General features: G+C 64.5%; 17 protein-coding genes. 10 read left to right on the forward strand and 7 right to left on the reverse strand.

Going from position 1 to position 13,840, the window contains the following annotated elements:
• Nucleotides 1–131: 131 nt before the first annotated feature.
• Both mce and AB9K35_RS11190 read left to right on the forward strand, forming a co-directional pair.
• Complete coding sequence (gene mce, locus AB9K35_RS11185; RefSeq protein ID WP_222455260.1) at nt 132–536, forward strand: methylmalonyl-CoA epimerase; 405 nt, start codon at nt 132–134, stop codon at nt 534–536.
• A gap of 57 nt (nt 537–593) precedes the next feature.
• Entirely contained in the window at nt 594–881 is a 288-nt protein-coding gene (locus AB9K35_RS11190; protein WP_369926101.1) for a DUF1467 family protein, read from the forward strand.
• Nucleotides 882–1,032: 151 nt separating this feature from the next.
• On the opposite strand, the gene AB9K35_RS11195 is transcribed toward AB9K35_RS11190, so the two are convergent.
• Nucleotides 1,033–1,722, reverse strand: a complete 690-nt coding sequence (locus AB9K35_RS11195; RefSeq protein ID WP_369926103.1) for an EI24 domain-containing protein — start codon at nt 1,720–1,722, stop codon at nt 1,033–1,035.
• Nucleotides 1,719–2,315 carry a nitroreductase gene (locus AB9K35_RS11200; RefSeq protein ID WP_369926105.1) on the reverse strand — a complete coding sequence of 199 codons (597 nt, stop codon included), beginning with the start codon at nt 2,313–2,315 and terminating at the stop codon, nt 1,719–1,721. Before AB9K35_RS11200 ends, AB9K35_RS11195 begins: the two co-directional genes overlap by 4 nt.
• 198 nt (nt 2,316–2,513) lie before the next feature.
• Here AB9K35_RS11200 and AB9K35_RS11205 point away from each other — a divergent pair, with 198 nt between their 5' ends.
• On the forward strand, nt 2,514–2,819 hold the full coding sequence (locus tag AB9K35_RS11205; protein WP_369926107.1) for a DUF167 domain-containing protein: 306 nt from the start codon (nt 2,514–2,516) through the stop codon (nt 2,817–2,819).
• Here AB9K35_RS11205 and AB9K35_RS11210 read toward each other — a convergent pair.
• Nucleotides 2,816–3,055, reverse strand: coding sequence for a hypothetical protein (locus tag AB9K35_RS11210; protein WP_222455255.1), 240 nt, complete (start codon nt 3,053–3,055; stop codon nt 2,816–2,818). The two genes, AB9K35_RS11205 and AB9K35_RS11210, sit on opposite strands and share 4 nt — an antisense overlap.
• A 147-nt stretch (nt 3,056–3,202) precedes the next feature.
• On the opposite strand from AB9K35_RS11210, the gene AB9K35_RS11215 reads away from it, so the two are divergent.
• The 5 genes from AB9K35_RS11215 (at nt 3,203) to AB9K35_RS11235 (ending at nt 7,063) form a co-directional block, all read left to right on the forward strand.
• A complete protein-coding gene (locus AB9K35_RS11215) occupies nt 3,203–3,934 on the forward strand; it encodes a M48 family metalloprotease (protein ID WP_222455254.1) in 732 nt (243 codons plus the stop codon).
• A gap of 2 nt (nt 3,935–3,936) precedes the next feature.
• Nucleotides 3,937–4,323 carry a YigZ family protein gene (locus AB9K35_RS11220; RefSeq protein ID WP_222455253.1) on the forward strand — a complete coding sequence of 129 codons (387 nt, stop codon included), beginning with the start codon at nt 3,937–3,939 and terminating at the stop codon, nt 4,321–4,323.
• A 115-nt stretch (nt 4,324–4,438) separates the two neighbouring features.
• Nucleotides 4,439–4,711, forward strand: coding sequence for a DUF6455 family protein (locus AB9K35_RS11225; RefSeq protein ID WP_369926109.1), 273 nt, complete (start codon nt 4,439–4,441; stop codon nt 4,709–4,711).
• A gap of 40 nt (nt 4,712–4,751) precedes the next feature.
• Nucleotides 4,752–5,027 (forward strand): DUF6455 family protein, encoded by a 276-nt coding sequence (locus tag AB9K35_RS11230; RefSeq protein WP_369926111.1) that lies wholly within the window; start codon nt 4,752–4,754, stop codon nt 5,025–5,027.
• Nucleotides 5,028–5,128: 101 nt separating this feature from the next.
• Nucleotides 5,129–7,063: an AsmA family protein gene (locus AB9K35_RS11235; protein WP_369926113.1), complete on the forward strand. Its 1,935-nt coding sequence runs from the start codon at nt 5,129–5,131 to the stop codon at nt 7,061–7,063.
• Nucleotides 7,064–7,273: 210 nt separating this feature from the next.
• On the opposite strand, the gene AB9K35_RS11240 is transcribed toward AB9K35_RS11235, so the two are convergent.
• From AB9K35_RS11240 to AB9K35_RS11255, 4 genes are all read right to left on the reverse strand, one after another.
• Nucleotides 7,274–8,770, reverse strand: coding sequence for a phosphomannomutase/phosphoglucomutase (locus AB9K35_RS11240; RefSeq protein ID WP_369926115.1), 1,497 nt, complete (start codon nt 8,768–8,770; stop codon nt 7,274–7,276).
• 26 nt (nt 8,771–8,796) lie between these two features.
• The gene (gene kdsA, locus AB9K35_RS11245; protein WP_222455248.1) at nt 8,797–9,630 is read right to left on the reverse strand and encodes a 3-deoxy-8-phosphooctulonate synthase; all 834 of its coding nucleotides are present in this window, start codon (nt 9,628–9,630) and stop codon (nt 8,797–8,799) included.
• A gap of 29 nt (nt 9,631–9,659) precedes the next feature.
• Nucleotides 9,660–11,210 (reverse strand): capsule biosynthesis protein, encoded by a 1,551-nt coding sequence (locus AB9K35_RS11250; RefSeq protein ID WP_369926117.1) that lies wholly within the window; start codon nt 11,208–11,210, stop codon nt 9,660–9,662.
• A gap of 112 nt (nt 11,211–11,322) precedes the next feature.
• A complete protein-coding gene (locus AB9K35_RS11255) occupies nt 11,323–11,982 on the reverse strand; it encodes an ATP-binding cassette domain-containing protein (protein WP_222455246.1) in 660 nt (219 codons plus the stop codon).
• A gap of 270 nt (nt 11,983–12,252) precedes the next feature.
• Here AB9K35_RS11255 and AB9K35_RS11260 point away from each other — a divergent pair, with 270 nt between their 5' ends.
• Nucleotides 12,253–12,858, forward strand: coding sequence for a uracil-DNA glycosylase family protein (locus AB9K35_RS11260; RefSeq protein WP_369926119.1), 606 nt, complete (start codon nt 12,253–12,255; stop codon nt 12,856–12,858).
• A complete protein-coding gene (locus tag AB9K35_RS11265; RefSeq protein ID WP_369926121.1) occupies nt 12,855–13,661 on the forward strand; it encodes an SseB family protein in 807 nt (268 codons plus the stop codon). Before AB9K35_RS11260 ends, AB9K35_RS11265 begins: the two co-directional genes overlap by 4 nt.
• Nucleotides 13,662–13,840 lie beyond the last annotated feature (179 nt).

The following is a 13,840-nucleotide window of genomic DNA, read 5'->3' on the forward strand; positions in this document are numbered from 1 at the left end:
ATACCGGGTTAACGCGGCGCGCGCCGCTGCGGGCAACCGCCACCCCGCGCGCAATGGCGCACTTGCCGCGGCGCAGCAATGGCCGCATAACCTAGGCAAGGGAACAAAATGCGAAGAGGAGCGCAGACCTGATGATCGGCCGATTGAACCACGTAGCCATTGCCGTCCCCGACCTTGAGGCGGCATCCGCGCAGTACCGCAACACCTTGGGCGCCAAGGTGGGCGCGCCCCAGGATGAGCCGGATCACGGGGTGACGGTGGTCTTCATCGAACTGCCCAACACGAAGATCGAACTGCTGTATCCGCTGGGCGAGAACTCTCCGATCAAGGGGTTCCTCGAAAAGAACCCGGCAGGGGGCATTCACCATATCTGCTACGAGGTCGAGGATATTCTCGCCGCGCGCGATCACCTGAAGGCCGAAGGCGCCCGGGTGCTGGGCACGGGAGAGCCCAAGATCGGCGCCCATGGCAAGCCGGTGCTGTTCCTGCACCCGAAGGATTTCAACGGCTGCTTGGTGGAACTCGAGCAGGTTTGACGTTATGAGCGTCCTGCCCCATTTTGGGGGCAGGCAAATTCACCGGAGGCCGACGACATGGGTGTGACTTCAGCAATAGTGCTTTATGCGGTCATCTGGTTCATGACCTTTCTGGTGGTGATCCCGATTCGCCTGCAGACACAGGGCGACCTGGGCGAGGTGGTGCCGGGCACCCATGCAGGCGCACCTGAAAATCACTACCTGAAACAGAAGGCCTGGATCACCACCGGGGTTGCCGCTCTGATCTGGGCGGTAACCTGCGCCATCGTGATTTCTGGCGTGATCTCGGTGCGTGACTTTGACTGGATGGGTATGATGCCGCCGGTCTCCGGCGACGCGAAGTAACCCGTCAGGACCAGCAGCGCGCAGGCCCGGGGCTTCAGGGCCCGGCGGCCCGTGGCAGCCGCGTTTCTGCCTTCAAGTCTCTCGAGTAAACATTCGTTCCCAAGCCCGGCTTGGGTGTGGCGCCGCGCTGGTGCGCGGCGCGCATAGTGCATTACTGCCGCGACAGCGCGTGGTAGAGATGGGTGAATGTTGCCGCCCCGAGGATCGGGATGATCAGGTTCAGCAGCGGCACCGACAACGGCATCGCCATCAACGTACCGGCCACCCAGATGGTGCCAGCATGCCTGCGCCGCAGTTTCTTCGCCTCGGCGGTGCCGATGCGCCGCGCGGCCGCAAGGGTGAAATATTCGCGCCCCAGGAGGAAGCCATTCAACCCCCAGAAGATGAACAGCATCGCGGGCGGAAACAGAAGATAGAGCACGATCGCCAGAAGGTTGGCGGCGATCAGCAGGCCCAGAAAATTGACGGTATCCTTGACCCCGTCCCAGAACGGCACCCTGGCCGCCGGGGGCAGGGCGGGGTAATGTTTGTCCTCGACCGCCTGCGCCACGTCCTCGAGAAACAGCGAGGTAATGGCCGATGCCACCGGCACCATCAGGAAGACCGACAAGAGCAGCATCACGAACAGGGAGCCGACTGACAGCAGGTCATCCAGCCAGGTCACCTGTCCGACCAGCGGCAGCGTGGCGTCGGGACCGACAAGCCACTGGATCAGCACCACGAAACCGGCATAGGCGGCCACCAGCAAGGCAATGGTCAGCCCCAGCCCCTTGAACAGCACCCGGCGAAACCGTGGATCCCCGGATTGGCCCAGGGTCTTGAAAAAGGCGTCAAAAATCATGCGCTGATCCAGGTCGTCTTGGCTTCGATGTCGGGGCGCGGGCGCTCTGGCGGCGGTGCGGTTTCGGTCGCGATATGGATGATGCCCGCCACCCGTTCATGCGCTTCAAGGCCAAAGGCCTCCTTGCAGAACTGCGGATCATGGCTGGCCCAGCCGCTGAGCCAGTTGGCGCCCCAGCCCGAGGCCAGCGCTGCGTTCAACAGCGACAGGCAGACGGCGCCGGCAGAATAGCTTTGCTCGATTGCCGGGATCTTGGGGCTGGGGGTCTGAACTTCGACCACAACCACGGCCAGCTGTCCGAGGTCAAACTGGCTGCGCCCCTTGGCGATGTCCTCGGCGCTTTTGCCAAGGCGGGTTCCGGCTTCCTCGGTCAAGGTGGCGAGACGCGCCATGGCCGGACGTTCGACGACAATGAAGCGCCAAGGCTCCAGCTTGCCATGGTCGGGGGTGCGGGCGGCGGCTGTCAGGATCGGCAGCAGCTGGTCGCGGGTGGGGGCAGGTGCCGTCAGGGTCTTTGCCGGGCGCGAACGGCGGGTGAGCAGGAACTCCAGCGCGGCGTCGTTGCGGCTGGCGGGAGCGGAACTTTCGGACATATGTAAATCCTTTTTACATCGCTTGCCGTCTATTTCGGCAACCTGCGGTCATTTTTCAAGGGGCAAAGGCCTTGCGTGCCGGGAATGCCTGCCAGAGGCAAGCAGGGAGGGGCGCAGCTGGGGCATCACGCGAGTGATAGACGGGCACCCCCGGGGGCGTCTATGGTTTTCCCGGTTTCGAAGGGAAAATCTCGGCCGATGGGTAGACCGAAAAGGAAGGACCTGCCCGATCTGGGCCATCTTTGCGTGCCGGGCCAGCAGATTGCGGTGCGCGCGCCGCCGCGCTCGGCGCGCGATGCCGTTGTGCAGGCCGATGACGGATCCCTGCGGGTCATGGTGAAGGAGCCGCCGGAAAGCGGAAAGGCAACCGAGGCGGTCCGCCGCCTGCTGGCCCGCGCCATGGGGGTGGCTGGAAGTCAACTGGAGTTGTGCCGCGGGGCAACATCACGCAACAAGCTCTTCGTTTATACCGGTCCCGTCGGCTCAGGCTCGCAGCGGGGCTAGTCCTTTTCCTCAATCAGGCGGTACACGCCTTCGGGCAGGTCCAGGGCCGCGGCCAGATCCCGCACCTGAAGATGGGACAGGGTGATCTTCTGCACGCTGTCGGTGCGTGGATCATACTGTTCCACGGTGACGCACTCGGCGAAAGCGTTGATGGTGACATCCTCGGCGAGCGGGACATTGTCCTCGTCAACCAGGGTGATGACTGTGGAGTCAAACTCATGTTCGATTGTAAACATGCTGCCAGCCTGCATGACCGCCAGCAATCTGGCAAGACCTTCAAAACGCTGCCGTTCACATGATCCTTCCGGCAAAGTTCCGCCGCCGCGCGATTGCGAACGGGGGCGGAGCTGCGATACAGTGCGCGAAATGTGAAAGGAGCCGTCATGCGCCTGTTTTCCTGCTTGCTGGCCTTGTCCGTCAGCGCCTGTACCCTGACCACCACACCGGTGCCGACGTCACAACCGGCGCCCGTGCCGAATGCGCCGACCCCGGCTTCCTCGACGAAGGGCATGTCCGCCGCGCAGGCGAAGGCGGCCTTTGCGTCCGTGTCACGGCGGGTGGAGCCGGTTGCGGAACGCGAGTGCCGCAAGCGCACGCAGGGCATGAACTGTGACTTCCTGATCGGCATAGATCCGAACCCCTCCGCCGCGCCCAACGCCTACCAGAGCCTCGATCGCAACGGACGCCCCCTGATCACCTTTACCCAGCGCATGCTGCGCGAAATCGCCAACGAGGATGAACTCGCCTTCGTGATGTCCCATGAAGCGGCCCATCACATCCGGGGCCATTTGGCACGACAGGAGCAGACAACCGTGTTGGCGAGCGTCGGCGCGGGGGCGATCACGTCCGTGTTCGGCGGCAGCGAGGCGGCCGTGTCGCTGGCACGGGACCTCGGCGGCTTTGTCGGCTCGAGGGCCTACTCCAAGAGCCATGAGCTGGAGGCGGATGAATTGGGCACCATCATCACCCATGCCGCGGGGTATCGCCCCAGCGTGGGCGTGCAGTTCTTCAACCGGTTGCCGGATCCGGGCGACCAGTTCCTGGGCACCCATCCGCCCAACCCGAACCGGGTGCAGGTGGTGCAGTCAACGATCCAGCGCCACGGGTTGAACTGACCATGTCAGCAGGGGACGGCGCTGCGGCCGTGCAGACGCTCAACCGGCTCGGCGTGGTGCTGAGCGACCGCGGCTCGCGCTATGCGGTCAGCGGTGCGCGTGTCCGCACCCGCGCCGATATCGACGCGGTGCTGGCGGAGCTGAAATCCGACCGGGCGTACGCCAAGGCGACCCACAATACCTGGGCCGCCGTGCTGCCCACTGGCGCGCTCAAGGCGGATGACGGCGAAAGCGGTGCCGGTATGGTCATCCTGCGCATGATGGAACGCGAGCAGCTGTCCGACCATCTGATTATCGTGACGCGCTGGTATGGTGGCAAGAAGCTGGGCGGCGACCGCTTTCGCCGCGTACAGGATGCAGTCCGCGAATACCTCGGCCAGCACCACTGAAACATCGCAGCGGACCGCGCGGGTCGGTCCGCTGACTGACTTGACCTAGGTCAAGGAGGCACTGGCACGGGCACCCTAAGGTGCACCTGAAATGAATGATAGCAGGATCCGTGCCATGCCCTCGCAACTTTCGCTGAAACAACACGCTGAACTGTTTGACCGGATGGCCTGTGCCGTTGGCCTCGACCTCGAGGCGGAGGCGGTCTCGGGGGCCTTCCAGTTCGATGAAATCGCCGAGGCGGTGCTGCGCTGTCGGCGCTGCGGCAATGTCAAAGCCTGTAAAAAGTGGCTGACCGATGCGCCGGATGCGGGGGCTGGGCAGGGACTGGCACCGGATTTCTGCCGCAATCGGGACCTTCTGGCCTATCTGCAGGAGCCGCGAGACTGATGCCGCGCAAAGTCCTCCATTTAGGTCGAAGGCTTCAGCTATGAGAGATCTGGGTGACGAGACCCGGCGTCTCGGGAACATCTACCGCCATCTCTGGCTGCTGCGCTCGCTGGCGTTCGCTGCCGGGCTGGATCTCGACGCAGCCTTGGCAGAAGGGCGCCTGTCGCCACTGGAGTTTTCGCAAATGGTCACGGCCTGCCGCGGCGGTGGGTGCAGCAAGACCTGCGCCCTGTGGCTGACCGCGCAGAAGAATGCTGACCAGGCGGCGATCCCGGACTTCTGCGCCAGCGCCGAAATCCTGCGGCGTCTGGGATGATGACGTCTGTCACCAGCTTCTGCCATTGCGCGTCCGCCCGCACCGGGTAATCTGGGGAAAAGCCCCCGGACCAAGGGTGGCAGGGCATGAGGAGTGGGCTGATGAAGCTGATAATCCGGGTCATTTCGGCGCTGGTGCTGACGGTGGCGTTGCTGGCGGCCTTGGTGGTGCTGTTGCCGGGAGAGAAAATCGCCCGGCTGGCGGCGGATCAGCTGGAAAGCCAGACCGGGCGCAAGCTGACCTTCGGCGGCCCGGTTCGGCTCAGCTTCTGGCCGGTGCTGGGCGTCAAGGCGGATGCCGTCACCCTGTCCAACGCGCCATGGGCCGGGCCCGAGCCGCTGTTGCGGGCGGAACGGCTGACCATCGGGGTCGATGCTGCGGATCTGTTGCGGGGCAACATGCGCGTGACCGAAGTCTCGGCCATTCTGCCGCATCTCAACCTCGCAACCCGCGAAGATGGCACCGGCAACTGGGAATTCGGCCCGCCGCCAGCCGAAGTCAGCAACGCACCGGCTGGGGGTGACAGCACTCTGCCCTTGCGGATCGAGGCGGTCGAGCTGACCGGCGCCTCGCTGCGGTACACCGTGCATGGCCAGGACCCGGTGGCGTTGAGCAACGCCGACTTCGGACTGCGTTGGCCGGATCCGACCGGGCCCGCCACGGTGCGCGCGACGCTCCGCCCCGCGGGAGAGCCGGTCGAGGTCGAGGCGGAGATCGGAACCTTCGCGGCTTTCCTCTCTGGCAAGGTGGCCCCGGTCGGTCTGTCCATCGCGGCGCCGGGCGGCAAGGCACGTTACGACGGCCACGCGGATGTGCGTGGCGAGGGCAGTGGTCGGCTGACGGTGGCCGCGACCAACGCAAGACAGATGGCGGCTGCGCTGGGGGCTACACTGCCGCCAACCCTGGGCTTGGCCCAGAAGGCGATGTTCGGCGCCGATGCGACCTATACGGCGGACGGGCGTCTGTCCCTGCGTGACCTGATCGTGGAGACCGGTGGCAATCGGTTGACCGGGGCCGCGGATGTCGCCATCGGGGAGCGTCCGAAGATTACCGCCCAACTCAAGGGGCAGGCGCTGGATCTTTCCACTCTTCTGGCCGCCGGTAAGGCTGACGCGCGTCAGGCCGCGGGCGCGGCCAGTACCGCCTCTGCCTCGGGCTGGCCGACGGAGCATATCAATGCCTCGATACTGGATTTGGCGGATGCGGATGTGGACATGTCCTTCGACAGCCTCGCGGCTGGCGGTATTCGAATGGGCGCAAGCCAGCTGAACCTGACCATCGAGCGCAGCCGCGTGGTGCTGAAATTTCTGCCCGCGTCGATGTTTGGCGGCCAGGTGCAGGGGCAGCTGGTGGCGAATAACCGAAACGGGCTGTCAGTGGGCGGCAACCTGACCTTTGATGGCATCCTTCTGGAGCGCGCCTTGGGCGAGACTGCCGATTACACCCGACTGAACGGCGAGGCGCTGGGCGGGCTGGAATTCCTCGGCTCGGGCAATTCGATCGATGCGATCATGCGCTCGCTCAGCGGCAAGGGCTGGCTGGAGGCTGGCAAGGGCTTCTTCACCGGCTTCGACCTGGAGGCACTGATGCGCTCGGGCGGCAATGGCGGCAGCACCGTGTTCGACCAGCTCTCGGCCAGCTACGAGATCAAGGAAGGCAGCCTGAAGAACGAGGACCTTCTGCTGCTGCTCAAGGGGCTGCGGGCGCAGGGCAAGGGGCGCATCGGACTGGGGGCACGGGATCTCGACTACCTGTTCACGCCGCAGCTGGCCCGCGCGGGCAGCGACCAGATCCTCTCCATCCCGGTCCGCATCCGCGGCAGTTGGGATGACCCGACGATCCGTCCGGAGTTCGACCAAGCGTTGCAGCCCCGGATCGACGAAATCGAGCAACAGGCCAAGGATCGTGTGCGCCAGAAGCTGAGCGAGGAGCTGGAGACCGAAATCGCCCCCGAGCAGAATTTGAACGACCTGCTGAAACAGCGCATCGAGCAGGAAGCCCGTGACCAGCTGCTGAAACTGCTTGGCGGCAACTGACGCCCCAGGCCGGCGGCCGGGTCAAGGAGGGCCAAAGGCCCCCGCGCGCAGCCCGGCGTGTCCTTGACGCGGCCGCGGGCGCCTTACACTTGAATTGGCGCATGTGAGGGCACACCTGCCCTTACATCGCTTCTCAGCAAATGAATGCGCCCGCCGAAGGCGGGCGCGGGTCGCCTGCGTCAGCAGGCGAAATCACTCTTTGTCACCAGATCAGATGGTCTGGTCGTACTCCCCCACCAGCGGTTCGGTGCGGATCACCGCGTCGATGTCGGCAAAGATCGCCCGCATCTCGGATTCGCTCTCTGAGCTTTCGCAGACCACCACCAGGTTCGGCGTGTTGGAAGACGCCCGCACCAGCCCCCAGGAGCCGTTGTCCAGGATCACCCGTGCACCGTTGACGGTGACGACCTCCTTGATGGCGCGGCCGGCCAGCTGTCCGCCCGCTTCGTGCTTGGCCACCAGCTTCTGAACCAGCCGCTCCAGCACGGCGTATTTCTCGGTGTCGGCGCAATAGGGCGACATGGTCGGGGTCGACCAGGTCTTGGGCAGTGCCTTGCGCAGGTCGGACATCGACTTGTCGGGGTTGCGGTCCAGCATCTTGCAGACCTCGACCGCGACGCGCATGCCGCAGTCGTAACCGCGGCCCACCGGCTCGGCCAGGAAATAGTGGCCGGATTTCTCGAACCCTGCCAGCGCGCCGATTTCCTTCACCCGGCGCTTCATGTGGCTGTGGCCGGTCTTCCAGTAGTCGGCCTTCACGCCGTTCTTCTGCAACTCCGGGTCCGAGGCAAACAGCCCGGTGGATTTCACGTCCGCCACAAAGGTGGCGTTGGGGTGCAGCTTGGACAGATCGCGGGCCATGATGACGCCCACCTTGTCGGCAAAGATCTCCTCGCCCTCGTCGTCCACCACGCCGCAGCGGTCGCCGTCGCCGTCAAACCCAAGCGCCAGATCGGCGCCCGAGGCTTTCACGCTGGCCGACATGTCGTGCAGCATTTCCATCGCTTCGGGGTTGGGGTTGTAGTTCGGGAAGGTGTAGTCGAGCCGGTTGTGGCTGTCGACGACCTCAACCCCGATGCGCTTGAAGATCTCCGGCGCAAAGGCGGCGGCGGTGCCGTTGCCGGTGGCGCAGACCACTTTCAGCGGGCGGGACATTGTGAAGTCACCCACCAGGTCGTCGATATAGGCTTCCTTGACGCCTTCGACGAATTCATAGGAGCCGCCGGGCGCGGGCTCGCCTTCGCCGTTCAGCACGATGTCGCGCAGCTCTGCCATCTCGTCCGGGCCGTGGGTCAGCGGGCGGTCAAAGCCCATCTTGACGCCGGTCCAGCCGTTCGGGTTGTGGCTGGCGGTGACCATGGCCACCGCGGGCACGTCCAGATGGAACTGGGCGAAATAGGCCATCGGCGACAGGGCAGGGCCGATGTCCTTGACCTGAATGCCCGCCTGCATCAGGCCGAGGATCAGCGCATTCTTGATGGCCAGGGAATAGTCGCGGTAGTCGTTGCCGACCGCGATCACCGGCTCGATGCCGCGGCGGTGCATCTGGGTGCCGAGACCCAGGCCAAGCGCGGTCATGCCGGGCAGGTTGATCTCCTCGGGGTACTTCCAGCGCGCGTCATATTCGCGAAAGCCGGTGGGCTTGATCATCGCGTCGCGCAGAAAGCTCCAGGTGTTCGGGGTCACCTCAGGCAGGGGGTTGCTCATCTCAAAATACTCTTTCAGGCTCAAATTCAAATACGGATGGGGTCGGCCTTGGCCAGCGCGTCAAATCGCATCAGGCTTTCAATCAATTGCGGCATCTGGTCGAGATAGATCATGTTCGGCCCGTCGGAGGGGGCGTTGTCCGGGTCCTGGTGGGTTTCGATGAAGACAGCCGAAATGCCCAGCGACACCGCCGCGCGCGCCATCAGCGGCGCGAACTCGCGCTGCCCGCCGGAGGAGCCGCCCTGGCCGCCCGGTTGCTGCACGGAATGGGTGGCATCCATCACCACCGGGTAGCCGCCTTGGGCCATCTGCGGCAGGCCGCGCATGTCGGTGACAAGGGTGTTATAGCCAAACGAGGTGCCGCGCTCTGTCAGCAGGATCTTTTCGTTGCCGGTGCTTTCCACCTTGGCGACTACATTGGCCATGTCCCAGGGCGCGAGGAACTGGCCCTTCTTGATGTTCACCGCCTTGCCGGTGCGGCCCGCGGCCAGCAGCATGTCGGTCTGGCGGCACAGAAAGGCCGGGATCTGCAGGATGTCCACGGCCTCGGCCGCGACGGCGCATTGCGCCTCGGTGTGGACATCGGTCAGCACCGGGACGTCAAACTCGCGGCGCAGCCCGTCCAGAACCTTCAGCCCTTCGTCGATGCCAAGGCCGCGCACGCCGGACAGCGAGGTGCGGTTGGCCTTGTCGTAGGAGGCCTTGAAGACGAACTGCGCGCCGGCCTTGTCACAGGCCTCTTTCAGTTTTTCCGCGATCATCCGGGCGTGGTCGGCGGTTTCCAGTTGGCAGGGACCGGCAATGATGGTCAGCGGACAATCATTGCCAATGGTGAGTCCGGCGATGTCAATTTTCTTCATGGGTACCCGATGGTATTGGCCCGATGGCGTTAGGAGGAGACCTGTTCCCGCAAGATGGAAGCGGTCAGCGAACACATCAGGTAGATACCGGAAAAGATCAGAAATGCCAAAACGGTATTCTCGAACTTGCGCGGATAGGCGGGTTCCTGACTGGGAACCGGCTCCACAGCGGTGGTGAGGTAGCGAACCTGACGGTTGGCCTCGAGGCGCGTGGTCTCGACCTGCTGCAAGGCCGATTGCAGCATCAGGTCGCGAGTGGCCAGATCGGCCTGTGCCATCTGAATCTGGATGCGCAGGTTGGCCAGAGAGTCTTCCCCCTCCGAGGCATTGACCATGCGGTTGTTCAGGCTTTCGATGACGGCTTCCAGCCGTCTGATGTCGGCCTCGGCACCGGAGACCTTGGCCCGGTTGGGTCGGGGGTTGTCCTGCAGGGCAGCCAGTTCCAGCCGCTTTTCCTCAAGCTGGATTTCAAAGGTGCTGATCTGCTGGCGCAGGGCGGCGACCACGCCTTCGGGGTCGAGAACCGAGCCCTGCTGCTGCAACCGCACCAGCCGTTCCTGCGCGGCGCGGCGTTCCCGCTGGGCATCCTTCAAAGCGGCTTCGGCTTCCGACATCTGGTCGGCGCGTTTTTGCTGCGACAGGTTGTTCACCTTCTCCTGGGCATAGGAAATCAGCTTGCGCGAAAACTCCGCGGCCGCCTCCGGGTCCGCCGCCGAGACTTCCATCCGCACCACGCCCTCGGTCGGGTCGTAGCCGATCCGAACGTTGCGGGTGTAGGTTTCATAGGCTTCCTCGTTGGTGGGGTTGCTTTCCAGGCGCTGGATCGGGTCCAGCCACTCCTGGGTGAAATGGGCCTTGAAACCGGCCTCTCGGTCCAGCCGCAGCATGGCTTCCTTTGACATCAGGTAGCTCTGCACCGCGATCGAATCCTGGCTGGTGGCAAACTGGGTGCCCGACAGCAGCCCGCCCATGCCGCCTGCTGCGCTGTCGGCCTTGAGCACCAGGAACTCCGACTTGGAAGAATACATCGGTGTCGCCACCGCGTAGAAGTAATAGCCGGCGATCAGCGTCGGCAGCATGACGAAGAATGCCAGCCGGGTCAGCAGCAGCGCCAGGCGGCGGCGGCGGCGGCGGGCGATGTCGCGCTGGATCTCCTGGATTTCCCGGTTGCGCCGTTCCGCCGGGCTCAGCTCGGTCGAGGGCAGGGTGCTCTTGCCGGTCGGAACCGTCTGCGGCAGCTGGACAGATCCCGGAGCGGCCGGGGTGCCTTCGGGCCGCGCCTTGTTCTGCGGCACTACCAGCTCCAGCATGTTGGCGCGTTTGAACGGATCGATGCCGCGTTCCCGCAACATCCGCACCGCTTCGAAATCCGAGGTTGGTGACAGGTTGTGCTTTTGCGCCATGCGGCGCGCCAGTCGCAGCTGACGGCCGGTCAGCCCTTCGTTGCGGATTGCCTCGATATCGGTTTCCATTCTGGTTTCGCGGGCGGAACTGACCATCCCCGAGCGCGCCGAGCCGCTGGGGGCGTGGTCTGCAGAAGACCGGGCGGCCGCGGGTCGCGCCGCCGCGGCGGCTGCCATTTGCGCTGCCTCCTGGGGCGTCGCCGGAGCTGGACTTGCCGCATGAGACTGCGCGGCACCGGAGGCACTGCCCTCGTCCGACCCAGCGCCGCTACGGCGGATGCGGAATTTTCTAGCTCTGGGTTTCGTAGTCATAGAGCTGCTTCGCTTCTTCCAAAGTGTCAAACATATGCAGTTGCCCCTGCAACAGGACCGCCGCGGAGCGGGCAAATTTCTCCAGCGTCTTGGCCTGGTGCGAGACGATGACGATGGTGGTGGTCTGCAACCGCTCCTGCAGGATTTCGCCGGCCTTGCGGTTGAACTCGACGTCGGTGGTGCTCGGCATGCCCTCGTCGATGAGGTAGATGTCGAAATCAAGCGCCAGCATCAGCGAAAAGCTGAACCGCGCCCGCATGCCCGCGGAATAGGTGCCAATCGGTTGGTCAAAATATTCTTTCAGCCCGCACAGCCAGCGGCAGTAGGCCTCGACGTAATCGGGGTCCAGCCCGTAAAGCTTGGCGATATAGCGGCTGTTTTCCATGGCTGACAGGCGGCTGATCACCCCGCCCATGAACCCCAGCGGAAAGGAGATCTTGCAGCCGCGGCGGATTTCGCCCTCGTCGGGTTTTTCCAGCCCGGCCATCATGTTGATCAGCGTGGTCTTGCCGGTGCCATTCGGTGCGAGAACCCCCAGCGAGTTGCCCGGCTCGACGCGAAACGACACGCGATCAAGGATTACCTTGCGCTGGGTCCCCGTCCAGAAGGACTTGCTGACGTTTTCAAACTCTAGCATCGTTGCTTCCGGTGTTGCCCGTATGGCCCGCTGTCGGGCTCTCTTTGCCTCTCGCGTGACAGGCGTTTCGACCCGCCCGACGGCTCTTTCTTATCAAAAGAGTATTAATGGCCTACGTCGTGACTTGGGCTTTATTATGTCGAATTGTGACATGATTTATCAATAAGGCCTTAACCATTATGGCGCGGATGGGGCGCTGACGGCAAGGCGTCGGTGTTGCAAACGTACAGTCGCGGACGCGCCGCGATGGGAAGGGCGCCAGGGGAGCGCATGGTCGAGAACAGTCAGGACACCGAGACGCTGAAGGCGCAGATCCGCGATTGCCGCATTTGCGCGGCGCGGTTTGCCGCAACAGCCACCGCCCATGCGCCGCGCCCGGTGGTCTGGTTCCGCGGCCCCGCGCGCATTCTGGTGGCGGGGCAGGCGCCGGGGCTGCGGGTGCATCAGAGCGGGCGACCATTCACCGATGCCTCCGGTGATCGCCTGCGCGACTGGCTGGGGCTGACGGAGGACGAATTTTACGACAGGGACCGGGTCGCGGTGGTGCCGATGGCGTTCTGCTTTCCGGGCTACGACGGCAACAAGGCCGATTTGCCGCCCCCGGCGATCTGTGGCCGGACCTGGCACCATCAGGTTATGGCGCAGCTGCCGAAGGTGCGCTTGCGGGTGCTCGTCGGCGGGCATGCACAGCGCTATCATCTGGGCACCAGGGCCTCGGTCACCGAGGTGGTGCGCAGCTGGCGCGATCACGCGCCACACGTCTTTCCCTTGCCGCATCCCTCCTGGCGTAATACCGGGTGGCTGAAGAAGAACCCCTGGTTCGAGGCGGAGCTGCTGCCGGTTCTGCGCGCCCGAGTGAAGGAGCTGATGAGATGACTGACGAAACCCCGCAGGAGCTGACACCGCTGGATCAGGCCCATGCGGCCATGGAGGCCAGACCTGAGGAGGATGCCGCCCGGCTGCGGTTCTACGAGCGGCTGGCCGATGCGGAGCTGTTTCTCATGCTGACAGAGGAGGCCGTGGGCGAGCAGATTTCCCCGGAGTTGTTCGAAACGCCGGAAGGCAGCTTTGTGCTGGTGTTCGACCGCGAGGAGCGGCTGGCGCAGTTTGCAGGCCAGCCGGTGCCCTATGCCGCGTTGTCCGGGCGGGTCGTGGCGCAGATGCTGGCCGGGCAGGGGATCGGTCTCGGCGTGAACCTGGAAGTGGCTCCGTCCTCCATCTTGATCCCGGCCGAGGCGGTGGGCTGGCTGCATCAGACCCTGGGCCACGCGCCGGAGGAGCTGGAGGGCGATGTCTCCGAATTCATGCCGCCCAAGGGATTGCCGGAGGCGCTTCTGACGGCGCTGGATGCCAAGCTGGCGACCGCCGGTGGCCTGGCTGCCGCGGCCTATCTGGTCGGGGTGCGATATGCGGATGGCGGCATGGGGCATCTTTTGGGTTTTGTCGGCGCGCGGGAGGCGGCACAGCCATCGCTGGCCAAGGCGGCAGGGGAGGCACTGACTTTCTCGGGCATTGAGGCCGGCGCCATGGATGTCGCCTTCTTCGAGGCAGACAGCCCGGTGGCGGCGAGCTTGGCGCGGGTGGGGCTGAAGTTCGACCTGCCTCAGCCGGAAGAACCCAAGATCTACCAGCCGGAAATTCCCGGCAGCAACCCGGACAAACCGCCCCGCCTGGTTTGAGCGGTCCCACCGCGGCGCGCTCCCGCCTGCTCCAGCCCATTTTTGGAATGGGCCTCACAGTTGGGCGTGGGGATGTGTTTTTTCCCAACCCCAATCCCCCCCCCCCCTCTGTGGTCCAACACCCCCACAGGAGGAAGTTTTCCCTTTTCCTCTCCCCCCCCCCCCCCTCCCAAAAACGA

The sequence above is a fragment of the Leisingera sp. XS_AS12 genome (genome assembly GCF_041224635.1).
GTDB lineage: Bacteria > Pseudomonadota > Alphaproteobacteria > Rhodobacterales > Rhodobacteraceae > Leisingera.